The sequence below is a fragment of the Romboutsia sp. genome, from assembly GCF_051659545.1.
Lineage (GTDB): Bacteria > Bacillota > Clostridia > Peptostreptococcales > Peptostreptococcaceae > JBOFOR01.
Genome location: NZ_JBOFOR010000120.1, coordinates 1 through 25,152 on the forward strand (window position 1 = coordinate 1; position 25,152 = coordinate 25,152).

The following is a 25,152-nucleotide window of genomic DNA, read 5'->3' on the forward strand; positions in this document are numbered from 1 at the left end:
TTCGCTATATTATTTTATTGAGTTTGGATAAAAATAGGGATTTAAGCATAACTAAAATAATTAAAGAAAAGCAGGAAGAAGCCCAAAAAAGAGAATTTTTTCAGGCTTCTTAATCATATGAACTTTTGACTGTGCAGTATAATTAAAAAAATAAAAAAAAATAAAAAAATATGTTTAATATATAAATTTAGGTGGTAAATAATGTATATAAGTCAAAAACAAATATCTTCTAGAAAAAACATTCCAAATAACAATCTATCAAAAACTTATAAAAAAACTTAAGGGGGAAATTAAGTATGTCTTGTAATACTTGTAAAATGTGTGAAAGTGCAGATAAGAGATTAGAAAGCTTTATTGCATCTAAGGATGTAGAAACAGCATTCCATAGAACAGAAGATCAAAAAGTAAAATGTGGATTTGGTCTTCAAGGTGTATGTTGTAGATTATGTGCAAATGGTCCATGTAGAGTTACACCAAGTTCACCAAAAGGAATATGTGGTGCAGACGCAGATACAATAGTAGCTAGAAATTTCTTAAGAGCGGTGGCATCTGGATCAGCTTGTTATTTACATGTAGTAGAAAATACAGCAAGAAACTTAAAGCATTTAGGGGAAACTAAGGGAGTAATAAAAGGATTAAATGCACTTAATAATTTAGCGGAGAAATTTGAAATAGAAGAAAGTGATAATCATAAAAAATGTATAATAATAGCTGATAAAGTTATAAATGATTTATACAAACCAAGATTTGAAAAAATGGAGCTTGTTGAAAAATTAGCATATGCACCAAGGGTTAAGAGATGGAAAGAACTAGGTATTATGCCTGGTGGAGCTAAGTCAGAAATGTTTGATGCAATCGTTAAATCATCTACTAATTTAAACAGTGATCCTGTAGATATGTTAGTAAATTGTTTAAACTTGGGAATATCAACAGGATTATATGGACTTATGTTAACGAACTTACTTAACGATGTTATGTTAGGAGAACCGGTTATAAGAATGGCTCCAGTAGGGTTTAATGTTATAAACCCAGATTATATCAATATAATGATAACTGGACATCAACATTCAACATTCTCTCATTTCCAAGATAGACTAAAAGACGCTGATGTAGTAGCACTAGCAAAAGAAGCAGGGGCAAAAGGATTTAAACTAGTTGGATGTACTTGCGTAGGTCAAGATTTACAATTAAGAGGGGAACATTATCAAGAAGTATTTGCAGGCCATGCAGGAAACAACTTCACAAGTGAAGCAGTTTTAGCTACAGGAGCAATAGACATAGTATTATCAGAATTTAACTGTACAATACCAGGTCTTGAACCTATAGCAGATAAATATAAAGTTAAGATGGTGTGTTTAGATGATGTAGCTAAAAAAGCTAATGCAGAATATGTTCCATTTGAAAGAGAAAATGTAGAAGAAATAAGTACATTATTAATAAACAAAGCATTAGAGTCATACAAAGAAAGAAGAGGTACAGTAGAGATAGACATACCTAGTGATCATGGATATGAAAAATCTTTAACAGGTGTAAGTGAAAAGAACTTAAAATCATTCTTAGGAGACTCATGGAAACCTCTTATAGACTTAATAGCAGAGGGTAAAATAAAAGGGATAGCAGCAGTTGTAGGATGTTCTAATATGACAGCTGGAGGACATGATATAAATACAGTTGAATTAACTAAAGAACTAATTAAGAGAGATATAATAGTTTTATCAGCAGGATGTTCAACTGGAGGACTTGAAAATGTAGGATTAATGTCACCTGGAGCTGAAGAGTTAGCAGGCGAAAACCTAAAAGAAGTTTGTAAGACATTAGGAATACCACCTGTATTAAACTTTGGACCATGTTTAGCAATAGGCAGACTAGAAATAGTAGCAACAGAATTAGCAGCAGAACTAGGAATAGACATACCACAATTACCATTAGTATTATCTGCTCCACAATGGTTAGAAGAGCAAGCATTAGCAGATGGTGCATTTGGTTTAGCATTAGGATTACCACTACATCTAGCATTACCTCCATTCATAACAGGTGGAAAAGAAGTAACGAAAGTTCTAACAGAAACATTAAAGGATTTAACTGGAGGTCACGTAATAGTTAATCCGGATCCTAAATCTTCAGCAGACCAATTAGAAGAAATTATAATAGATAGAAGACAAAAATTAGGTCTAAAGGAAGTGGAATGTTATGCATAGAATCTTAATAAATAAGGAATTATGTACTGGATGTAAAAACTGTGTTTTAGCTTGTATGCTAAAACACAGTGAAGGTAACAACATCTATACACTTGACTTAGAAAATATAGATAATGATAGCAGAGGACATATTGAGTTAGATAAAAATAACAAACCAGTGCCTATACTTTGTAGACATTGTGATGAAGCAGAGTGCGTACTTACTTGTATGAGTGGTGCTATGTATAAGGATAAAGAGAGTGGTATTGTTGCATATGATGAAAAGAAATGTGGAACTTGCTATATGTGTGTAATGTCTTGTCCTTATGGAGTATTGAAGCCAGATGATAGAAGTAAACAAATAATATTAAAATGTGATTTGTGTAAAAATGAAGAGTATCCTAGATGTGTAGCTAATTGTCCAAGTGGTGCAATAGAGTTACAAAAGGAGGCTTATGATGCTAGATAAATTAAAGAATGTATTTAAAGGTAAGCAACCTACAAAATACGTAGTATTAGGAGCTAGTGCAGCAGGAATAAATGCAGTTAAAACACTTAGAGAATTAGACAAAGAAGCCGATATTATATTAATTTCTAAAGATGAAAAGATATACTCTCGTTGTATGTTACATCATGTTATATCAAATCATAAAACAGTAGAAGAAATTAATTTTGTAGAAGAAAAATTTATAGATGATAACAAAATAAAATGGATAAAAAATCAAGAAGTAAAAGGTATTGATGAAAAAGCGAAATTAGTAGAATTAGAAGGAAAAATAATAGAATACGATAAATTATTAATTGCTACAGGAGCATCATCATTTATACCTCCTATAAAGAACTTAAGAGATGGTAATTTTGTATATGCAGTAAGAAATATAGAAGATATATACAAAATAAAAGAAAAAGCCTCAAAAAGTAAAAATGTTGCTATAATTGGAGCAGGTCTTGTAGGTATAGATGCAGTAGCTGGATTAATGGATTATGAAAACTTAAATGTATCATTAGTATACACAGAGCCATTTGTATTAAATAAGCAATTAGATAAATACACGGCATCAACATATGAAAATAAGTTCTTAAAAAAAGGAGTTAAGCTTTATCCAAATTCTAAAATACAAGAAATATCATTAAAAGATAATAAAGATGTAAAAGGTATAAAACTGGAAAACGATATACTGGTAGAATGTGATATGATAATAGTTGCTACAGGTGTTTCTCCGAGTGTAGAATTTGTAAATAATACAAAGATAGAATGTGACAGAGGAATAGTTATAAACGATAAATGTGAGACTACAGTAGAAAATATTTATGCAGCAGGGGATGTTGTAGGAAAAAATGCAATCTGGCCATTAGCAGTAAAACAAGGTATAACAGCAGCGTATAATATGGCTGGAGTTGAAAAACAAATTAATGACAGCTTTGCATTTAAGAATAGTATGAACTTCATGGGTATAGCTACTGTATCATTAGGAATTGTAAATCCTATAGATGAGAGTTACAAGGTAGTAACTAGATGTGATGGAGATGACTACAAAAAGTTTATATACAAAGATGATGTAATTTATGGAGTAGTAGCTCAAGGTGATATATCGTACACTGGAGCATTAGCATATTTAATAAAAAACAATGTAAAAATACCAAACATAGAAGATAGAATATTTGACATAGGATACGGAGATTTTTTAACACTTAAAGAAAATGGAGAATTCTGTTACAGTTTATAAAACAAAAATGGATGTTGCAATAAAAACTAATGCAATATCCATTTTATGCGTAAATATAATTATAAGTTTATATTATTTAAGAAAGGGATGGTATCATGGAAATATATGCATTAGTAGGTTCTAGTGGAACTGGTAAAAGTTACAAAGCCCTGGAATTATCATATGATAATGAAATAGACTATATAATAGATGATGGCATATTAATATACAAAAATAAAATACTATCAGGAATATCATCAAAACAAGCAAATACAACTATGGAGGCTGTAAAAAGGGCTATATTTCTTAACCATCACCACAGAAAAGAAGTCAAAACAAAAATAAAAGAAGAAGAAATAAAAAAAATACTTATAATAGGAACCTCTAAAAAGATGGTAAATCAAATTGCAGATAAATTAGAGCTAGGCAAAATAGAAAAGTATATAGATATAAAAGATATAAGTACTGAACAAGAAATAAACGAAGCTAAAATTTCTAGAAAAAAAGGAAATCATATAATTCCAGTACCTACTATCGAAATAAAATCAATGACAAGTGGATTGAAAATAGAATCCTTAAAAAGAAAACTTTTTAGAAAAAATAATAAAACTGAAGAGGTTTTAGAAAAAACTATAATAAGACCAATATTTAGCTATAGAGGTAAATTTTTTATAAGTACCAATGTCATAGAAGATATTATAAAACACGAAATGAGTAAAATTGAGTATATAGATAAAATAAATAAGATAGACATAACAAATATTAATAATATAATCAGTGTGAATTTAAATATAAATATATGTAATGTTAATCAAATTAAAAATTGTAGTTATATACAAGAAAAAATCAAAAATAATATAGAAGAGATTACATCAATTAATGTAGAGAAAGTAGATATTTACATAAATAAACTTAAATTCAAGTAAAATAAAGGAAGGGAGTGTGTTTATGCTCTCTATTCAATTTGCAAAAAAAAAATAGATTTGGACATAAAAAAAACACATAAATTAATAAAAAGTCATGTTGAAATTCGTACAAAATTTATAAAAATCTTTACTTGTACCCCTATATAATATATAATTAATAATAGAGAATGTATATTTAGGTGATACATTGGATAAAATAATTAGTTTAATAATAAATACAAAATTCTATACAAGATATAAATTTTAAATCAGTTTAACATAATATAAGAATACTACATAAATTGTAAAAATAGATTACAGAAAAGTTACAAAAAAAATTATAAAATATCTTGTGTATTAGTATTTTATCCTAGATAACTACACCTATAAAAATAACACGTAAGAATACTTATGGTGAATTTTTGGAGGGAAAAATATCATGAAGAGAAAAATATTAGTACCAATGTTTGCATCAGTTATGGCTTTATCAATGGGAGCTGTTGCAAATGCAGACGAAGTAAAAAATAATCAAGTTAAAAATACAGAGGATAGCTCAAATTCGACTATAGACATAGGAGAATATAAAGAAGTATCATACAAAGTTGCTGTTGTAAAAGACGGAGTAGCTGTAAAGGTAAGAGAAGAAGGAAGTGTTCAACATATAGCTTATACTGGAGATGAATTTAAGGTATTAGCAACTCAAGGAGAATGGGTAGAAGTAGTTGTTGGAGATGGACAAGGATGGTTACCAGCTAGATATGTAGACGTAAAAGAAGCTAAAGGATACGTTACAGAAAATAAAGTAAACTTTAGAAAAGAAGCAAACGTAGACTCTGAAATAGTTGAAGAGTTAGAAATAGGAAGTACTATAACAGTAGTACAAGAAGAAGGAAATTGGACAAAAGTAAAAAAAGGTGAAGAAGAAGGTTATATAAGATCTTTATATATAAATGAAGAAGCGCCTGTTATAGAAGAAGAGGAACCAGTTGTAGAAGATAACAACACTGAAACTGTTGAAAATTCTAGTTCAAACAACAATACTAGTTCAAATAGCAACAATAATACTAGTTCAAACAACAATACTAGTTCAAATAGCAACAATAACACTAGTTCAAATAACAACACTAGTTCAAATAACAATAATAATTCTTCAAATAATAGTGGACAAGTCACTAAGCCTGAGCAAAAACCATCGCAAGGGAACAATGACTCGTATAATCCACCATCTGCTAATACATCAGCGGCACAAGCAGTTGTAAACTTAGCATATGCTAAAATAGGTTCACCATATGTATGGGGAGCAGAAGGTCCTAACAGCTTTGACTGTTCAGGCTTAACTTCATATGTATTTAGAAACGCTGCAGGAATTACTTTACCAAGAACATCAAGTGCTCAATCTGGATTTGGTCAGACTGTAAGTAAATCAAACTTACAAGCAGGAGATTTAGTATTCTTCAATACTAATGGAAAAGGTGTAAGCCACTGTGGAATATATGTTGGTGGAGGAAAAATGGTTCATGCACCATCATCAGGAAAAACAGTTACAACAGTAGATATAAACTCATCTTACTATAGCTCTAGATTTGTTACAGCTAAGAGAGTTTTATAATAAATAGAAACTTAAGCCATCTATAGAAATATAGATGGCTATTTATACATATAAAATTAATTTTAAGTGCAAGCATAAAATATTGACAATTAATGTAAAAGGTGTTAAGCTACTATCAGAAATAAAAAAATACTTTTAAATTCAGTCCAGAGAGGCTGAAAAAGGGGGAAAATAATATGTTATTACAAGGAAGAAATTTAATCCAACCAGAAGACTTTTCAATAAAAGAAATAGACGAAATATTATCATTAGCTCAAAATATAATTGACGATCCGTCAAAATATTCCCGTATATGTGAAGGTAAAGTATTGGCTACATTGTTCTATGAGCCATCAACAAGAACTAGATTAAGCTTTGAAGCTGCAATGTGTAGATTAGGTGGAAAAATTGTAGGTTTTTCTGAGCCGAGTTCATCATCAGTATCAAAAGGAGAATCACTAGGAGACACTATAAGAACTGTTGCATGTTATTCTGATGCAATTGTTATGAGACATCCAGTAGCAGGTTCGGCAGCAGAAGCAGCACAGTATTCAGATGTACCATTTATCAACGCGGGAGACGGAGGAAATCAACATCCAACTCAAACACTTACAGATCTACTTACTATAAAATCACTAAAAGGAAGTTTAGAAAATCATACAATAGGAATATGCGGAGATTTAAAGAATGGAAGAACAGTACACTCTTTAGTTAAAGCTATGGCTAGATATCAAAACACAAAATTTGTATTTATATCACCAGAAGAATTACAAATGCCAGACTATATAAAAGAGGCTATAAAGGGACATGAATATCATGAAACCAATAACTTAGATGATGTTATAGATAGTTTAGATGTATTATACATGACAAGAGTTCAAAGAGAAAGATTTGAAGATCAAGAAGAATATGAGAGACTAAAAGATTGTTATATATTAAATGCAACAAAAATGAATAATGCTAAAAAAGATATGTTAGTTATGCATCCATTACCAAGAGTAAATGAAATAGATGTAGATGTAGATTCTGATGAAAGAGCAGTATACTTCAAGCAAGCTAAGTACGGAATGTTTGCAAGAATGTCTTTAATAATGAAGCTTTTAGGAGTAGGGACTCAAAGAAATGAAATAGAAGAAAGGAAATGTATAAATGCATAAGATTCTTGAAAATAAATATATAGGCGAAGACATGTATCTGATGAGAGTAGCAGGAAATTTTGAAGGCAAAATGGGACAGTTCTATATGTTAAGAGCGTGGGACAAATACCCGCTACTTTCAAGACCAATAAGCATATATGACATAGATGAAAATGGTATAAGTTTCTTATACAAGATTGTAGGAGAAGGAACTAAAATACTAAGCAGATTAACTAAAGAGGATACTATAAACTTAGAAGGTCCATACGGAAATGGATATGAAAAAGTAGAAGGAAAAATAGCTTTAGTTGGAGGCGGTATAGGCGTAGCACCACTATATTTAGTAGCAAAAAACTTAGATAACTGTGATGCATACCTTGGTTTTAGAAATGAAGCTATTTTAGAAGAAGAGTATAAATCAGTTTGTAATGAAGTTTATATAGCGACTGGAAACACATTTGTAACGGATATATTAGATGTTAACAAATACGACTATATACTAACTTGTGGACCTACTCCTATGATGGAAAAGCTAGTAAAAATGGTAGAGGGAACAAATACTAAAATAATGGTATCTTTAGAAAATCATATGGCTTGTGGAGTAGGAGCATGTTTAGTGTGTACTTGCAAAACTAAGTTCGGAAACAAAAAAACTTGTAAGGATGGCCCTGTATTTTGGGGAGAGGACGTGATATTTAATGGTTAATTTAAATGTGAAATTTGGAGATATTGATTTTAAAAATCCACTTATAATGGCATCGGGAACATTTGGATTTGGAAAAGAGTATAATGAAATTTACGATATACAAAAATTAGGAGGAGTAAGCAGCAAAGGTCTTACTCTAAACAAAAGAGATGGAAACACAGGAATGAGAGTGTGCGAAACACCATCTGGAATGATGAATAGTGTTGGCCTTGAAAATCCTGGAGTAGAAGGGTTCATAGAAAATGAATTACAATTTTTCAAGAATTTAGATTTAGTAAGAATTGCAAATGTAGGTGGAGGAACGTTAGAAGATTACTTACAAGGAGTTCAATTACTAAATGACCAACCAATAGATATGATAGAATTAAACATATCTTGCCCTAATGTTAAGGCAGGAGGAATGGCATTTGGAATAAAAAACGAAGTAGCAAGAGAAGTAGTAAGAGAAGTCAGAAATATAACTAATCTTCCTCTTGTAATAAAATTATCACCAAATGCAGAAGACATAATAGGTATGGCTAAAGTATGTGAAGAAGAAGGTGCTAACGGAGTATCTTTAGTAAATACATTTAAAGCTATGGCTATAGACATACATAAGAGAAAACCTGTATTTGACAACATATACGCAGGACTATCAGGTCCAGCTATAAAGCCAATAGCTCTTAGAATGGTTCATGAGGTTTGTAAAAACGTAAATATACCAGTTATGGGAATGGGCGGCATAACAACAGCAGAAGACGCAATAGAGTTTATTATGGCAGGTTCTACATGTATACAAGTAGGTACGGCTAACTTTATTAATCCTAAGATAGGTCTTGAAATAATAGATGGTATAGAAGCTTTTATGGATAGAGAAGGAATAAAAAGCTTAGATGAAATAAGAGGAATATTATAAACTTAAAATTTAAATGAATATAATATGCATATTAAAATAAAAAACACATGAGAATATTGGAGGACATAATTATGAGTAAAGTAGATGTAGTAGATATACTAAAGAAAAGTGAAGCATTATTGGAAGGACATTTCTTATTATCATCAGGAAAGCACAGTAACAGATACGTACAATGTGCAAAGGTATTAAGATTCCCACAATACGCAGAAGCAGTATTAAGTACAGTAGTTGAACAAATAAAAGATTTAAATATAGACTTAGTAGTTGGTCCAGCAATGGGTGGAGTTATAGTTTCTTACGAACTAGGAAGACAATTAAACAAAGAAACTGTATTCACTGAAAGAAAAGACGGAGTAATGGAATTAAGAAGAGGGTTTGAAGTTAAGCCTGGAGCTAGAATAATAATAGCAGAAGATGTTGTTACAACTGGTAAATCAACAATAGAAACAAAAGAAGCTTTAGAAAAATTAGGTGGAGAAGTTATAGGAGTTGCTTGTATAGCTAACAGAACAAGTAATGATATAGGAATGCCAATATACAGTGCTATAAAGTTAGAGATAGAAGTACATGATGCAGATAACTGTCCTTTATGTAAAGCGGGAGAAATAGCATTAGTTAAGCCAGGAAGCAGAGAATTTAAAGAAATAGGAATGTAATATAAATTTATATAAAAAAGCTATTGTGTAGTGATTAAAATTAATCATAAGCAATAGCTTTATTTTTTTAGCCTTTAATTACCTAACCTTCCTATAATAAAAAAGTATATATTAATAGGAAGAATTTAAAACTATAATCATAAACAAAATTATTAATAATAACCGAGGTAATCTATTTTTAATTATTATTTACAATATATGAGTATGAATACATTAAAGTTATTCATGTCATAAATAAAAAGGATGGTATTTAAACTTATGAGTACAAATAAACAAGTGCAAAATAATAATAACTTGTTGACTAGGTTTGTAAAAATTCTACCAGGTTTGTTAGTATCAATACTTGTCGGCTTAGCAAGCATATTATTAGCAAATGTAGTTCCTAAATTAGGCTCAGCTACGATAGCTATATTTTTAGGAATGTTAGTAGGGAATTTATTTTTGCATCAAGAAAAATTTCAGGAAGGATACAAATTTTCTGAAAGTGATTTATTATCATATTCTATAGTTTTATTAGGTGCAACTTTGAGTGTTTCAACCTTAATGGAATTAGGATTTACAGGTATATTGTTTGTAATTTTGCAGATGGTAATTACAATAATAGGAACTTTGTATATAGGGAAAAGATTAGGATTTGGAGAAAATTTCAGATATCTTATGGCTAGTGGAAATGCTGTGTGTGGTTCTTCTGCCATAGCAGCAACAGTACCAGTTATTGATGCTGATGACAAGGATAAGGGTATATCAATAACAATAGTAAATGTAACAGGTATATTTTTAATGTTCTTACTTCCGTTATTAGCTAAGATACTATATAATTACGATTTATTTGAAACCTCAGCATTAATAGGAGGAATATTACAGTCGGTAGGACAAGTTGTAGCAAGTGGTACAATGGTTAGTGATTCTGTAAAAGACTTAGCAATGATATTTAAGATAGTAAGAGTAATATTATTAGTAGCAGTTGTATTTACATTTGGTCACTTAAAACAAAAATCAAATAAAGAAATAATAGAAGAAGAAGTAGAAGACACTAAAAAAGGAAAGATAAAAATACCATGGTATGTAATAGGATTCTTTATCATGTGTGCTTTATTTTCTATGAATATAATATCAGTGCAAGTTTCAGAAGTATGTAAAGCAATAAGTAATAAATTAGAGATATTTGCCCTAGCTGCAATCGGATTGAGAGTAAATATAAAAGATTTAATACAACAAGGAAAAGCAGTCTCTTTATACGGATTATTTGTAGGTATAGTACAAGTAGTTTCGGCAGTAGCATTAATAGCAGTGTTATTATAAGAATGCCTGATAAGGCATTCTTTTTTAAAATTACAAGGAGTTTATAATATTAAAAAATACTCTAAATTCAATATAAGTATTGAGTTAACGTTATAATATTATAAATGGCGAAATACTAAAAAATGGATAAATTCCAATATATAGAGCAGGCTTAAAAATAGTAACTTGTAGGAGGAAAGATGATTATTCGGGAATACCAAGCATCAGATTGCAAAGAATTAGCAGAGCTATTTTATGATACTGTACACACATGTCCCTTGCGGGGTAGGTATATAAATATTATACTGCTAAGTGGTATATTCAAGTAATAAAAAAGAATGTAGCAAAGCTACATTCCTAAAATTTTCTTTATTTCATCACATAACATATCTAAATGCTCTGGATTATTTATTAAATCAACTTCATTTATATTTACATATAAAACAGGTGACTGATCATATTCACCTATCCATCTTTCATATCTATTATGAAGATTTCTCCAGTACTCTACATCAACAGTCTTTTCCATATCACGACCTCTAAGATCTATTCTGTGAACTATAGTATCTATAGAACCATCTAGGTAGATCATTAAGTCTGGTCTTCTTAAATGAGGAACCATGTCATTAAATAAATCTCTATAAGTTATATAATCTCTCTTAGTCATTTTGCCGTTATCAAATAAGTTTCTAGCAAATATTTCAACGTCTTCATATATACTTCTATCTTGGATGTTATTAAGTCCGTTAGAATCTATTTCTTTTTGTTGCTTAAACCTTTGAGCTAAGAAGTATAACTGTAAATGGAATCCCCATTTTTCTTGGTCATTATAGAAATCTTCTAAATATGGATTGCCATCAACCTTTTCATAGTGAGCTTCAAAGCCTAATCTTTCTCCTACTAGTTTCGTTAAAGTTGATTTTCCAGCTCCAACATTTCCAGCTACAGTAATAAATAAATCTCTATTTAAAGGTTTGTTACATTGATTTACTAACTTAAACATTATGCTTTCCTCCTAAGGTCTTAATTGCTTTTTCTACCTTGTTGATTACGAATTGTCTATCATCATTGTTATTTAAGAAATCTAAATTTGAATTATTTACTTCTATTATAATTGGCTCTTTTCCCATAAAGTTATGCTTTATAGATAATGGAGAAAAATAATATTTGTATTCAGTATTTAATTCTTCAATGTAATTTCTGTCCATTTGCCTTTCAAAACTTCTATCTCTCATAGCTATTCTTTTCATTAAAATATCTGTATTTGAATGTAAGTATATTATTATATCTGGTTGTGGAAGATCATTAACAAATGTATTGTATACTTGTTTATATCTATGAAGCTGCATTTTATCTAGAGTTATACCTGCGAATATAAGATTTTTTATAATGTGATAGTCACTAACCACATTTTTTGACTGGCTTAATGTATTCTTTTCTATATCTTCTAATTGTTTTACTCTATTAAATAGAAAAAATGCTTCTGTTTGTAAAGCATATTCTTTAATATCCTTGTAAAAATTTGATAAAAAAGGATTGTCTTCAACTATTTCTCTTAAAGAAACATAACCCAAATGATCATTAAGTATAGTTGCAAGTGTTGTTTTACCAACCCCGATACATCCTTCTACTGCAATAAAGATACCTCTATTATTCATATAAATCACCTTCTCAAAATAATGTCTAATGTATTTTATCAGAAAAAAAAATTAAATTCTACTCTAGATTTTTGAAAAAAGTTATTAAATGTAAAATAATAATTTAATTTATACAGAATATGGGTAAATTAAGAATAAATTGAGAAGATTAAAGGAGCACTAATTTATGAAAATTTACGAAAAAGATAATTCTGTTATATTAGAGGGAGTAGCAGATTTTGAACCAAAGCATATATTTGAATGTGGGCAATGTTTTAGATGGATAAAAGAAGAAAATGGTTCATATACAGGAGTTGCAAAAGGAAAAATTTTAAATGTATATAGAGAAGATAATAAAATTTATTTAAATAACACTAATTTAGAGGAATTTAACAGCATTTGGTATAATTACTTTGATTTAGGAACAAATTATACAGAAATAAAAAACACACTTAAAAATATGGATGAGTACTTAGATAAAGCTTGTGATTTTGGGTGGGGAATAAGAATATTAAAGCAAGATGGATGGGAAATGCTAATATCTTTTATTATTTCTTCTAATAACAGAATTCCGATGATACAAAAGGCCATAGAAAATTTATCTAGAGAATATGGTAAATACATAGGTCAGTATAATGGAAAGGATTATTATGCGTTTCCAACACCACAAGAATTAAATAAAGCATCGCAAGAAGAAATAAGAGCTTGCCAAACTGGATTTAGAGATAAATATATAAAAAGTACAGCTGAAAATATAGTTACAAATAATGAAAATATATCTGAATATACAAATTTAAATACAGATGAATGTATAAAGCAATTGCTAAAATTTAATGGAGTAGGACCTAAGGTTGGAGATTGTATAGCTCTGTTTGGAATGCAAAAATACGATACATTTCCTGTAGATGTTTGGGTAAAAAGAGTTATGCAAGAATTTTATGTAGCAGAAGATATGAGTTTGCCTAAAATAAGAACTTTTGCTATTGATAAATTTGGTGAATTAGCAGGATTTGCACAACAATATCTATTCTACTATGCTAGAGAACTTGGTATAGGAAGATAAAAAAGGGGAGAAAACATGAGTATTGGAGGTATATTATTTTTAAGTTTTTTTATATTATCCTATTTAATTGGAGCCATAATATCCATGACAATCATACTTGAAAATAGAGATCCTTCTAAGACTATGAGTTGGTTGTTAATATTTATATTGCTTCCAGGAATAGGAATTTTAATTTATGCTATGTTTGGTAGAAATTTAAGAAAGAGAAGAATGCTTAAAACTCAAAAACTAGCAAGTAGCATAAAAGAAGAAAATCTATTTGAGAATTTAAAAGATATAGAAGAGTTAGTAAAATTAGAAAAAGAATCCATAAAACAAGAAATATTGATGTACGATAATGAAGAAAATTACACAGAAAAAAAAGTAATAAGCTTACTATTAAATACAGGAATGTTTCCTTATACTACAAATAATAATGTAGAAGTTTATATAGATGGAAATCAAAAATTCGATAGATTAATTAAAGATATAAAAGAAGCTGAAAATCATATACACTTGGAATATTTTATAATAAAAGAAAGTAATATAGGAAGCAAATTAAAAGAGGAACTTATTGAAAAAGCTAAAGAAGGAATTGACGTTAAAATTATATATGATGATGTAGGGTGTTGGCGATGCTGGTTTCATAGAAAATTTTTTAATGAAATGAGAACACATGGAATAAAAATAGAGCCTTTTATACCAGATAAATTCCCAATGTTAGGTGGTAAGCTTAACTATAGAAATCATAGAAAAATAGCAGTTATAGATGGAAAAATAGGCTATACTGGAGGAATAAATATAGGAGATGAATATCTAGGTCACAATAAGAAATTTGGATATTGGAGAGATACTCACATTAGAATAGAAGGAACTTCAGTATATATGCTTCAAATGATATTTTTAATAGATTGGTATTATACTACTAAAGAAGTAATACTTACTAAGGAGTATTTTCCTAAAATTGAACACTGTGGTAATAGCACAATACAAGTTGTAGCAAGTGGACCTGATAGTGACTGGGAGGCTATACACTATGCTTACTTTACAGCTATATGTCAGGCTAAAAAAAGTATATATATAGAAACGCCATATTTTATTCCGGATGAAAGTATTCTAAGGGCCTTAAAAAGTGCTGCTTTAAGTGGTGTAGATGTAAGGATAATATTCCCTAAAATAGTTGATCATAAAATTGTAAATACAGCTTCCTATTCTTATTTTGATGACATATTAAGATCTGGAGGAAAAGTTTATTTATATACAAAAGGATTTTTACATTCTAAGCTAGTAATAATAGATGATAAAATATTTTCAACTGGGTCTGCAAATATGGACTTAAGAAGTTTTATGTTAAATTTTGAAATAAATGCTTTTGTATATGATAAAGAAATAATAAAATTAGCAACAGAAGATTTTTTTGAAGATATGAGCAATAGCGAAGAGTTAAAAACTGAAGATTTTAGTAATAGAAGTATGATGAAAAAAATCAAAGAATCTATAGCTAGATTATTTTCTCCTATATTATAAAAAAGCTTTATATTGATAAAAAATATTTAAAGGTTAGTTTATATGAAACTCGCTATTTTACTTGTAAAAATTATAAAAAAGTCTTGAAAAATATGGTCAATTAATATACTATAATAATTGTTAGCACTCTTAATGATAGAGTGATAATGAAGATTATAGTATATATTTATTTTTACATATAAACAATTCATTTAGGAGGGAAAAGCTATGAAAATAAGACCATTAGCTGATAGAGTAGTAATAAAAAAATTAGAAGCTGAAGAGAAAACTGCAAGTGGAATAGTTTTACCAGGAGCAGCTAAAGAACAACCTCAGATGGCTGAAGTTGTAGAAGTTGGACCAGGTGGAATAGTTGATGGAAAAGAAATAATTATGGAACTGAAAGTTGGAGACAAAGTTATATTCCAAAAATATGCAGGAACAGAAGTTAAAATAGAAGGAAATGAATACACAATATTAAAACAAAATGATATATTAGCTGTAATAGAATAATTTTTTAGGAGGGGTAAAAATGGCTAAGGAAATTAAGTTTGCAGAAGATACAAGAAAAGCTTTAGAAGCTGGTGTTAACAAATTAGCGGACACAGTAAAAGTTACATTAGGTCCTAAGGGAAGAAATGTTATATTAGATAAGAAATTTGGTTCACCTCTTATAACTAATGATGGTGTTACAATAGCTAAAGAAATAGAGTTAGAAGATAGATTTGAAAACATGGGAGCTCAATTAGTTAAAGAAGTTGCGACTAAGACTAACGATGTTGCAGGAGATGGTACTACAACTGCTACGGTTTTAGCTCAAGCTATAATAAGAGAAGGGTTAAAAAATGTAACAGCAGGAACTAACCCAGTATTAATAAGAAAAGGTATACAAAAAGCTGTTGATGTGGCTGTAGAAGAATTAAAGAGTCAATCAAGAATAGTTGAAACTAAAGAATCTATATCAAATGTTGCTTCTATATCTGCTGGAGATGAAGAAGTTGGTGAGTTAATAGCAGAAGCTATGGAAATAGTAGGTAAAGATGGAGTAATAACGGTAGAAGAATCTAAAACTATGAATACAGAATTAGATGCTGTTGAAGGTATGCAATTTGATAGAGGATTTGTATCTGCATATATGGTAACAGATGTAGATAAAATGGAAGCTGTTTTAAATGACCCATACATATTAATAACTGACAAAAAAATAGGAAATATACAAGAAATATTACCAGTTCTTGAACAAATAGTTCAACAAGGTAAGAAATTATTAATAATAGCTGAAGATGTTGAAGGTGAAGCATTATCTACATTAGTAGTTAATAAATTAAGAGGAACATTTGAAGTAGTAGCTGTTAAAGCTCCAGGATTTGGAGATAGAAGAAAAGCTATGCTTGAAGATATAGCTATACTTACAGGTGGAACTGTAATATCTGAAGAATTAGGATATGACTTAAAAGAAGCTGACTTAACTATGTTAGGTAGAGCAGGTTCTGTAAAAGTAACAAAAGATAGCACTACAGTAGTAAATGGATTTGGAGATAAGCAAGCTATAGAAAATAGAGTTAATCAAATAAAATATCAAGTAGAAGAAACTACTTCTGAATTTGATAAAGAAAAATTAATGGAAAGATTAGCTAAGTTAGCTGGTGGAGTAGCTGTAATAAAAGTTGGAGCTGCTACAGAAGTTGAAATGAAAGAAAGAAAATTAAGAATAGAAGATGCACTTAATGCTACAAGAGCGGCTGTTGAAGAAGGTATAGTTGCTGGCGGAGGTACTGCTTTTGTAAGTGTAATACCTGCTTTAGATAAGTTAGTAGAAACACTTGAAGGTGAAATACAAATAGGTGCTAAAATAATAAGAAAAGCATTAGAAGAACCATTAAGACAAATAGCAATAAATGCAGGTCTTGAAGGAGCTGTTATAATACAAAATGTTATGGCTGAAGATCCAGAAATAGGATTTGATGCATTAAATGAAAAGTATGTAAATATGATAGAAACTGGAATAGTTGATCCAACTAAAGTTACTAGAACTGCATTACAAAATGCAGCATCTATAGCTGGAGTATTCTTAACTACAGAAGCAGCAGTTGCTGATATAGCAAGTGATGAAGGAATGCCGGGAATGGGTGGAATGCCAGGAATGATGTAAATAAAAAGGAATAGCATAAGTGCTATTCCTTTTTGATTTTAACTATCTTTTAGATTGAAATCGTTGATTAAATCTTTTAGCATTTGAGCTTGTGCGAATAGTTCTTCACTTGCGGCTGCACTTTCTTCAGAGGTAGCGCTGTTTGTTTGAACTATTGCGGAGATTTGTTCTACTCCAATATTTATTTGGTCAATAGATAAAGCTTGTTCATTACTCATATCTGCAATCGATTGTATAATATCTACAGACTTTTGAGAATTTGTAACTATTTTTTCAAGATATTTAGCTGTTTCAGAAACGGTAAGAGTACCTTTTTCTATTGCAGCTAGTGCATTGTCAATTAGGTATGCTGTGTTTTTTGCACTTTCAGCAGATTTACTAGCTAAATTTCTGACTTCATCTGCAACAACTGCAAATCCTTTTCCATAAGAACCAGCACGAGCAGCTTCTACAGCAGCATTAAGTGCTAAAATATTAGTTTGGAATGCAACGTCATCTATATTTTTGATTATTTTTCCAATTTCATTTGATGTATTATTAATTTCATTCATAGCATTAATCGTTTGTTGCATTTGATTTTGGCTTTGCATGATAGATATATTTGACTCTGATGATATTTCCTTAGCCGTTGTTGCCTTATTTGCTGTTTTCTTTATATTAGATGATATTTCATTAATTGTAGCAGATAGTTCCTCAATAGAACTTGCTTGCTCACTTGCACCTTCTGAAAGTAGTTGTGCACTATCAGAAACTTGGCTTGAACTACTTGCTACTTGTTCAGCAGCTACATTAATTTGAGAAAGAGTATTGTTTAACATACTAGAAGTATTCAATAAGGCATCTTTAATTACTACAAAATCCCCATCATATTTTTGTTTAAACTCTAAATCTAAATTCCCTTTTCCTATTTCTAATAGCAAATAAGATACTTCATCTATGTAATGTATATATACTTGTAACCTATCTACTAAAGCTTTCATAGATATAGCTAATTGTCCAACCTCATCATTTGAATTAATATCAATTTCAGCATCTAAGTTTCCGTTAGCAAGGTTAGTTGTTATAGTTGTTAATTTTTTTAAAGGTTTAATAATTTTAAGCGAAATTAAAAGCGCTATTATTATAGAAGTTATTAAAATAATTATTAGTACTATTGCACATATTTTTGCCATAGAATTTAAGTTTCCTAATAGTTTTGCTTCAGATATAACAGCTACATAATTCCATCCAGACTTTTCAGAAGATAAGGATGTTACATAAGAAGAATTACCATTTACATCAATTTGTTTAAAAGATACATTTTGATTTACTGCTGTAGCAAATTCTTTACCATATACCTCGGATAAATCTTTAAAGTTATTCTTATTATTGCTAGGGTCAGCAATAATAGATCCACTATCATCAACTAGCATATAATATCCATTACTTTTATCACTTATATTTTTAAATAATGTTGTAACTTTTTCTAAACTTGTATCAATACCTACTACTCCTATAATATCACCATTATTATTCTTAACAGCTTGTGAGATTCCAACTATTGATATGTTATCGCTTTCATAATAGTATGGAGAACCTATTACAACATCTCCGTTTGCTTCTTTAGCACTCGGATACCAAGGTCTTTCTCTAGGATCAAACTTACCATCCATATTACCGTCTGGATACATAACAAATCCTCCATCTTCTGTACCCATAAAAATATACTGATATAATGGATGTGTTTTGCCAAAGGCTTCAAAATTGTTAAAAAGCTCAGACTCTATCCCACCGTTAGACTGAGGTGTCATAACAATATTTGAAGTATTATTAACATAAGAAGTTATGGACTTATCTGCACTCTTCAAAAGTGCACTATTAGAAAAATAAGAAATATTATCGGACATATTATCAAATATACTATTAATATTATCGCTTACTAGTGAAAGCTCACTATTTATAGATTTTTCTTGTTCTTCTAATAAATTATCTTTAGCTTGTGTAAATATAAAAAATGACATAATGCTTGTAGGTATTATAGCAAAAACTATAATAGTTATACACAATCTAAAAGTTAAAGAATGAATATTAAATTTTTTCATACGGTCTCCCCCTTTAAAGTAAAAAAATATGATTAAATATATTAAAAAAACAGAGTAATAACATGAAGTTGTTAACACTTTGCTGTAATTAACATTTATGTAAAGCCCTAATTAAAAACGCGTATAAAGTTATATTTTAGGATACCTTAAAGATTAATATTTATATTGAATTATTAATCATATATTACCATTATACGCCAAATAATTTAAAACCTTCAACGAATTAACATAATAAGACTTATATTTTATTTATACAAAGTAAGTTTAAAAAAATATTATTTGGTATAAAGGTACAAATGCAAGAAAATATAATATATACTAGAATAAAATTAAAAAAAGAGATTAATAGGGGTGAATAAATGAATATCAAAAAAATCTTAGAAGATGTTAGAGACGATAATATAAATATAGAAGATGCACTAAATAAACTTAAAGATTTACCTTATGAAGACATAGGATATGCAAATATTGACCATCACAGAGAATTAAGAAATGGATATCCAGAAGTAATATATTGTGGAGCTAAAGAGGATGAACATATAATTGGAATTATAGATATAATGAATAAAAAAGGATCAAATATTTTAGGAACTAGATGTAGAAAAGAAACGTTTAATAAAATAAAGGCAGTTTATCCAAAGGCTGAATATGAAGAATTAGCTAAAATATTTAAAATAGAAAATAGTAAAATTGAAAATATAGGTAAAGGTAAGATTATTGTTGTTACTGGTGGAACATCAGATATTCCAGTTGCTGATGAAGCATATCATACAGCTAAGTTTCTAGGAAACGACGTAGAACGAATATATGATGTAGGTGTAGCAGGAATTCATAGATTGCTAAATCGTATACCAATACTTCAAGAAGCTAGAGTAGTAATAGCCGTAGCTGGTATGGAAGGAGCTCTTCCTAGTGTAGTAGGAGGATTAGTAGATGTTCCTGTAATAGCTGTACCTACTTCAGTTGGTTATGGAGCTAATTTTGGTGGAGTATCGGCATTACTTACTATGCTAAATAGCTGTGCATCGGGAATATCAGTGGTAAACATTGATAACGGGTTTGGAGCAGGGTACTTAGCTGCTATGATAAATAAACTTAAATAAGGAGGCATAAAGTGAAGGAAAGAATACTTTATTTTGATATTGTAAATGGAATTTCTGGAGACATGACAATAGCAAGTTTGTTAGATGTGGGTGTTCCTAAAGAAATATTCTTAGAAGAATTAGATAAGCTTAATTTAGATGAGGAATTTGAAATTAAAATAGAATCAAAAAATGAAAGTGGAATAGTTGGAACAAAAGTTGAGGTTATTGCAAAAGAATCAAATGCTCACAGACATTTAATTGATATATTTGATATTATAGAAAATAGTAGCCTTAATGAAAGTGTAAAAAATATGGCTAAAAATATATTTATGACTATAGGTGACGCAGAAGCGAAGGTTCATGGGACTACTATTGATAAAATACATTTTCATGAGGTAGGAGCTATAGATTCTATAGTAGATATAATAGGAGTATCTATATTAGTAGATTTACTTTGTGTAGATAAAATATGTGCAACTAAAGTGCCCGTAGGAAGTGGATTTGTTAAATGTGATCATGGTATTATGCCAGTACCAGCACCTGCTACTATAGAGATTTTAAAAGGAGTACCGATAGCTTTGAATACAGTTAAAGGAGAATGTACAACTCCAACAGGAGCTGCAATTATAAAAACTTTATGCCATGAATTCGTAGATGTATTAGAAATAGAAGTTAGCCAAATTGGGTATGGAATAGGACACAAAAAGTTTGAAATACCAAATATGCTAAGAGTTATATTAGGTGAAAAAAAAAAGAAGAATTAGTATATGAAATAATTGCAAATATAGACGATATGTCTTCTGAGATATATTCATATTTATATGATAAAGTTTTAAAAAATGGAGCTTTAGATATATATACAGAAAGTATATATATGAAAAAGAATAGACCAGCAACTAAGGTTTGTATTATATGTGAAAAAAAAGATTTAGAAAATTTTATAGATATACTAGTAACAGAAACAAGTACATTTGGAGTGAGATACAATGAATTCAATAGATTTAAACTAAAAAGAAAGTTTGTTGAATTAAATACTACTTATGGAGTTATTAACGTTAAACTAGGTTATTATAAAGGGAAGTTAATTAAAACTACCCCTGAGTATGAAGATTGTAAAGCTATAGCTGAATATCATGGAATACCATTAAATCAGCTTATGAATAAAATATTTAGTATAATAAATAAAGAATTTGATATAAACTTATTGACATAATAAGCAAATTTTGATAAATTAGTATTCAAATTAAGAAATAATTTATTGATTACATAAACAAATATCACTCGTATATACTCGGAAATAAGGTCTGAGAGTTTCTACCGAGATACCGTAAATATCTTGACTATGAGTGAAATTATTATAGCTAAACATCTAATTTAAGTAAGCGTATAGGCTGACCAAGTCCCTAAACGTTGGCTATGGAAAATAGATGTTTTAAAGACTGCATAGTAATTTCACTTAAAAATATTAGTGGAATTATTATGCAGTTTTTTTATATTTTTTTTGGTCGAACAAAAAATAAAAAATATTAATAAAAATTCGTGTTATTAGAATGAAAGGGAGAACTACTATGGCAACTATATTAAAAGAAGGCTTAACGTTTGATGATGTTTTATTAGTACCACAAAAATCTGAGGTATTACCGAAAGATGTTAATATAGAAACTTATTTAACTAAGACTATAAAACTAAACATACCTTTAATGAGTGCAGGTATGGATACTGTAACAGAATCTAAAATGGCTATATCAATGGCGAGACAAGGTGGTATAGGTATAATTCATAAAAACATGTCTATAGAAGAGCAAGCACTAGAAGTAGACAAAGTGAAAAAAAGTCAAAGTGGTGTTATATCAGATCCTTTCTACTTATCTAAAGAACACACTATACAAGATGCAGATGATATAATGGCTAGGTATAAAATATCGGGTGTACCAATAGTTGATGAAGATAATAAATTAATAGGAATAATAACAAATAGAGATATAAAATTCGAAGATAACATGAATAAGAGTATAGAAGATGCTATGACTAAAGAAAATTTAGTAACAGCTAAAGAAGGAATAAACTTAGTTGAAGCTCAACAAATACTTAAAAAGCACAAAATAGAAAAACTACCTTTAATAGATGATGAAGGTTATCTAAAAGGTTTAATAACTATAAAAGATATAGAAAAGAAAATACAATATCCTCATGCAGCACAAGATTCTCGTGGAAGATTATTATGTGGAGCAGCAGTAGGAATAAGTGCAGATCTTATGGATAGAGTAGCAGCATTAGTAAAAGTTAAGGTTGATGCAATAGTTTTAGATAGTGCACATGGACATTCTAAAGGTGTTATGGATGCAGTTTCAAAAGTTAAAAAAGCGTATCCACAACTTCAAGTAATAGCAGGAAATGTTGCAACACCAGAAGCAACAGAAGATTTAATAAAAGTTGGTGCAGACTGTGTTAAGGTTGGTATAGGTCCAGGATCTATATGCACAACAAGAGTAGTTGCAGGTATAGGAGTTCCTCAATTAACAGCTGTTATGGATTGTGCTGAAGTTGGTCACAAATACGGTGTACCAGTAATAGCAGATGGAGGTATTAAATTCTCTGGAGATATAGTTAAAGCATTAGCTGGAGGAGCTTCTGTTTGTATGATGGGATCATTATTTGCGGGAACTGAAGAAAGCCCAGGAGAAATAGTCCTTTATAGAGGTAGATCATACAAGACTTATAGAGGTATGGGATCAATAGGAGCTATGGAAAAAGGATCGAAGGATAGATATTTCCAAAATGATGCTAAGAAACTTGTTCCTGAAGGTGTTGAAGGAATGGTAGCATACAAAGGAAAAGCAGAAGATATAGTATACCAAATGATAGGTGGTATAAGAGCAGGTATGGGATACTGTGGATCACCTACATTAAGAGATTTAGCGGATAATGCTCAATTTGTTAAGATAACAGCAGCATCTTTAAAAGAAAGTCATCCGCATGACATAACAATAAGCAAAGAAGCACCAAACTACAGTATGCAAGGGGAGATATAATATGAAGCATGAATTAGTACTAGTTGTTGACTTCGGAGGTCAATACAATCAATTAATAGCAAGAAGAGTTAGAGAAAATAATGTATATTGTGAAATAGTACCATATACTACAGATATAGAAAAAATAAAGGCTATGAATCCAAAAGGAATAATATTTACTGGAGGACCAAATAGTGCATACTTAGAAAAATCACCTAAAATAGCTAAGGAAATTTTTGAAATAGGTGTGCCAATACTTGGTATATGCTACGGAATACAAGTAATGTCTCATATATTAGGTGGTAACGTAAGGAAAGGAAATACTAGTGAAAAAGAATATGGAAAAACAACTATAACTTATGAAAACTCACCATTATTTGAAGGAATAACTACAAATACAGTTTGGATGAGTCATACAGATTTAATAGATGTATTACCAGAAGGATTTATATCAGTTGCACACACTAAGGATTGTCCAGTTGCAGCTATGCAAAACTCAGAAAAAAATTTATACGGAGTGCAATTCCATCCAGAAGTTGAACATTGCTTAGATGGAGATAAGGTACTTAGAAACTTCTTATACAATGTTTGTAAAGTAAGTGGAGATTGGACTACAGATTCATTTATAGAAGATAAAATAAAAGAATTAAAGGCAACAATAGGAGATAAAAAAGTACTATGTGCATTAAGTGGTGGAGTGGATTCATCAGTAGCAGCAGTACTTGTACACAGAGCAATAGGAGATAACTTAACTTGTGTATTCGTTGACCATGGATTACTTAGAAAAAATGAAGGTAATGATGTAGAAAGAATCTTCAGAGATAGATTTGATATGAACTTAATAAGAGTTAACTGTGAAGATAGATTCTTAGGTAAGTTAAAAGGAATAATTGAACCAGAAGCAAAGAGAAAAATAATAGGTGAAGAATTCATAAGAGTATTTGAGGAAGAATCAAATAAATTAGGTAAAATGGACTTCTTAGCACAAGGAACTATATATCCAGATGTAGTAGAGAGTGGACAAGGTGAAGCTGCCACTATAAAATCTCATCATAATGTTGGTGGAATACCAGAAGATATAGAATTCCAAATAGTAGAGCCATTAAGAGAATTATTCAAGGATGAAGTTAGAAAAATCGGTTTAGAATTAGGAATAGATGAAGATTTAATATTTAGACATCCATTCCCAGGACCAGGTCTAGGAATAAGAGTTATAGGTGAAGTAACTAAAGAAAGATGTGATATCTTAAGAGAAGCTGATGCTATATACATGGATATACTAAAAGAAGAGGGATTATACAAAGAAATATGGCAAGCATTTGCTACATTACCAGATGTAAAAACAGTTGGAGTTATGGGAGATGAAAGAACTTATGCGTACTTAGTGGGTATAAGAGCAGTTACTTCTTCTGATGGAATGACTTCAGATTGGTACAAAATGCCGTATGACGTATTAGAAAAAATATCTAATAGAATAGTAAATGAAGTTGATGGAGCTAATAGAGTAGTTTACGATATAACTTCTAAACCACCAGGAACAATAGAGTGGGAATAACAATTAAATAATCTAGTTTAGATACAAAAATAA

The 25,152-nt window shown here is 29.8% G+C and carries 20 protein-coding genes, 1 pseudogene and 1 riboswitch; of the genes and pseudogenes, 18 read left to right on the top strand and 3 right to left on the bottom strand.

The genetic code is table 11. The annotated features are described in order from the left end of the window. Positions 1 to 296 precede the first annotated feature (296 nt). From cooS to ACRC03_RS06940, 10 genes are all read left to right on the top strand, one after another. Entirely contained in the window at positions 297 to 2,198 is a 1,902-nt protein-coding gene (gene cooS, locus ACRC03_RS06895) for an anaerobic carbon-monoxide dehydrogenase catalytic subunit (protein ID WP_438651824.1), read from the top strand. Next, positions 2,191 to 2,646, top strand: coding sequence for a 4Fe-4S dicluster domain-containing protein (locus ACRC03_RS06900; protein ID WP_438651825.1), 456 nt, complete (start codon positions 2,191 to 2,193; stop codon positions 2,644 to 2,646). The genes cooS and ACRC03_RS06900 overlap by 8 nt, the downstream gene beginning before the upstream one ends. Continuing rightward, positions 2,636 to 3,904 carry an NAD(P)/FAD-dependent oxidoreductase gene (locus ACRC03_RS06905; protein ID WP_438651826.1) on the top strand — a complete coding sequence of 423 codons (1,269 nt, stop codon included), beginning with the start codon at positions 2,636 to 2,638 and terminating at the stop codon, positions 3,902 to 3,904. Before ACRC03_RS06900 ends, ACRC03_RS06905 begins: the two co-directional genes overlap by 11 nt. Before the next feature lie 95 nt (positions 3,905 to 3,999). Further along, on the top strand, positions 4,000 to 4,809 hold the full coding sequence (locus tag ACRC03_RS06910; protein ID WP_438651827.1) for an ATP-binding protein: 810 nt from the start codon (positions 4,000 to 4,002) through the stop codon (positions 4,807 to 4,809). 418 nt (positions 4,810 to 5,227) lie between these two features. After that, on the top strand, positions 5,228 to 6,397 hold the full coding sequence (locus ACRC03_RS06915; RefSeq protein ID WP_438651828.1) for a C40 family peptidase: 1,170 nt from the start codon (positions 5,228 to 5,230) through the stop codon (positions 6,395 to 6,397). Between the two features lie 176 nt (positions 6,398 to 6,573). Next, positions 6,574 to 7,533 carry an aspartate carbamoyltransferase gene (gene pyrB, locus ACRC03_RS06920; protein WP_438651829.1) on the top strand — a complete coding sequence of 320 codons (960 nt, stop codon included), beginning with the start codon at positions 6,574 to 6,576 and terminating at the stop codon, positions 7,531 to 7,533. Further along, positions 7,526 to 8,218, top strand: a complete 693-nt coding sequence (locus ACRC03_RS06925) for a dihydroorotate dehydrogenase electron transfer subunit (protein ID WP_438651830.1) — start codon at positions 7,526 to 7,528, stop codon at positions 8,216 to 8,218. The genes pyrB and ACRC03_RS06925 overlap by 8 nt, the downstream gene beginning before the upstream one ends. Then, on the top strand, positions 8,211 to 9,113 hold the full coding sequence (locus ACRC03_RS06930) for a dihydroorotate dehydrogenase (protein ID WP_438651831.1): 903 nt from the start codon (positions 8,211 to 8,213) through the stop codon (positions 9,111 to 9,113). Before ACRC03_RS06925 ends, ACRC03_RS06930 begins: the two co-directional genes overlap by 8 nt. Positions 9,114 to 9,184: 71 nt before the next feature. Next, the gene (gene pyrE / locus ACRC03_RS06935; RefSeq protein WP_438651832.1) at positions 9,185 to 9,769 is read left to right on the top strand and encodes an orotate phosphoribosyltransferase; all 585 of its coding nucleotides are present in this window, start codon (positions 9,185 to 9,187) and stop codon (positions 9,767 to 9,769) included. Positions 9,770 to 10,027: 258 nt separating this feature from the next. Further along, the gene (locus tag ACRC03_RS06940) at positions 10,028 to 11,071 is read left to right on the top strand and encodes a YeiH family protein (protein WP_438651833.1); all 1,044 of its coding nucleotides are present in this window, start codon (positions 10,028 to 10,030) and stop codon (positions 11,069 to 11,071) included. A 328-nt stretch (positions 11,072 to 11,399) separates the two neighbouring features. Here the strand turns inward: ACRC03_RS06940 and ACRC03_RS06945 are convergent, their stop codons facing one another. Next, a complete protein-coding gene (locus ACRC03_RS06945) occupies positions 11,400 to 12,053 on the bottom strand; it encodes a deoxynucleoside kinase (protein WP_438651834.1) in 654 nt (217 codons plus the stop codon). Further along, the gene (locus ACRC03_RS06950; RefSeq protein ID WP_438651835.1) at positions 12,046 to 12,708 is read right to left on the bottom strand and encodes a deoxynucleoside kinase; all 663 of its coding nucleotides are present in this window, start codon (positions 12,706 to 12,708) and stop codon (positions 12,046 to 12,048) included. The genes ACRC03_RS06945 and ACRC03_RS06950 overlap by 8 nt, the downstream gene beginning before the upstream one ends. A gap of 166 nt (positions 12,709 to 12,874) precedes the next feature. On the opposite strand from ACRC03_RS06950, the gene ACRC03_RS06955 reads away from it, so the two are divergent. The 4 genes from ACRC03_RS06955 to groL all read left to right on the top strand — a co-directional run bounded on the left by ACRC03_RS06955 (position 12,875) and on the right by groL (position 17,387). Beyond that, a complete protein-coding gene (locus ACRC03_RS06955; RefSeq protein WP_438651836.1) occupies positions 12,875 to 13,750 on the top strand; it encodes a DNA-3-methyladenine glycosylase family protein in 876 nt (291 codons plus the stop codon). A gap of 15 nt (positions 13,751 to 13,765) precedes the next feature. Further along, entirely contained in the window at positions 13,766 to 15,256 is a 1,491-nt protein-coding gene (gene cls / locus ACRC03_RS06960; RefSeq protein WP_438651837.1) for a cardiolipin synthase, read from the top strand. A 207-nt stretch (positions 15,257 to 15,463) separates the two neighbouring features. Continuing rightward, the gene (locus ACRC03_RS06965; RefSeq protein ID WP_438651838.1) at positions 15,464 to 15,748 is read left to right on the top strand and encodes a co-chaperone GroES; all 285 of its coding nucleotides are present in this window, start codon (positions 15,464 to 15,466) and stop codon (positions 15,746 to 15,748) included. 19 nt (positions 15,749 to 15,767) lie between these two features. Further along, positions 15,768 to 17,387 carry a chaperonin GroEL gene (gene groL / locus ACRC03_RS06970; RefSeq protein WP_438651839.1) on the top strand — a complete coding sequence of 540 codons (1,620 nt, stop codon included), beginning with the start codon at positions 15,768 to 15,770 and terminating at the stop codon, positions 17,385 to 17,387. Positions 17,388 to 17,425: 38 nt separating this feature from the next. On the opposite strand, the gene ACRC03_RS06975 is transcribed toward groL, so the two are convergent. Beyond that, complete coding sequence (locus ACRC03_RS06975; protein ID WP_438651840.1) at positions 17,426 to 19,468, bottom strand: methyl-accepting chemotaxis protein; 2,043 nt, start codon at positions 19,466 to 19,468, stop codon at positions 17,426 to 17,428. Positions 19,469 to 19,827: 359 nt separating this feature from the next. Here ACRC03_RS06975 and larB point away from each other — a divergent pair, with 359 nt between their 5' ends. The 4 genes and pseudogenes from larB to guaA all read left to right on the top strand — a co-directional run bounded on the left by larB (position 19,828) and on the right by guaA (position 25,119). After that, complete coding sequence (gene larB / locus ACRC03_RS06980; protein ID WP_438651841.1) at positions 19,828 to 20,571, top strand: nickel pincer cofactor biosynthesis protein LarB; 744 nt, start codon at positions 19,828 to 19,830, stop codon at positions 20,569 to 20,571. An 11-nt stretch (positions 20,572 to 20,582) separates the two neighbouring features. Continuing rightward, a pseudogene (larC, locus tag ACRC03_RS06985) lies at positions 20,583 to 21,766 on the top strand (nickel pincer cofactor biosynthesis protein LarC). A 48-nt stretch (positions 21,767 to 21,814) separates the two neighbouring features. Beyond that, positions 21,815 to 21,916, top strand: a riboswitch (purine riboswitch). A gap of 205 nt (positions 21,917 to 22,121) precedes the next feature. Further along, the gene (gene guaB / locus ACRC03_RS06990) at positions 22,122 to 23,585 is read left to right on the top strand and encodes an IMP dehydrogenase (RefSeq protein WP_438651842.1); all 1,464 of its coding nucleotides are present in this window, start codon (positions 22,122 to 22,124) and stop codon (positions 23,583 to 23,585) included. A 1-nt stretch (position 23,586) separates the two neighbouring features. Continuing rightward, positions 23,587 to 25,119: a glutamine-hydrolyzing GMP synthase gene (gene guaA, locus ACRC03_RS06995; protein WP_438651843.1), complete on the top strand. Its 1,533-nt coding sequence runs from the start codon at positions 23,587 to 23,589 to the stop codon at positions 25,117 to 25,119. Positions 25,120 to 25,152 lie beyond the last annotated feature (33 nt).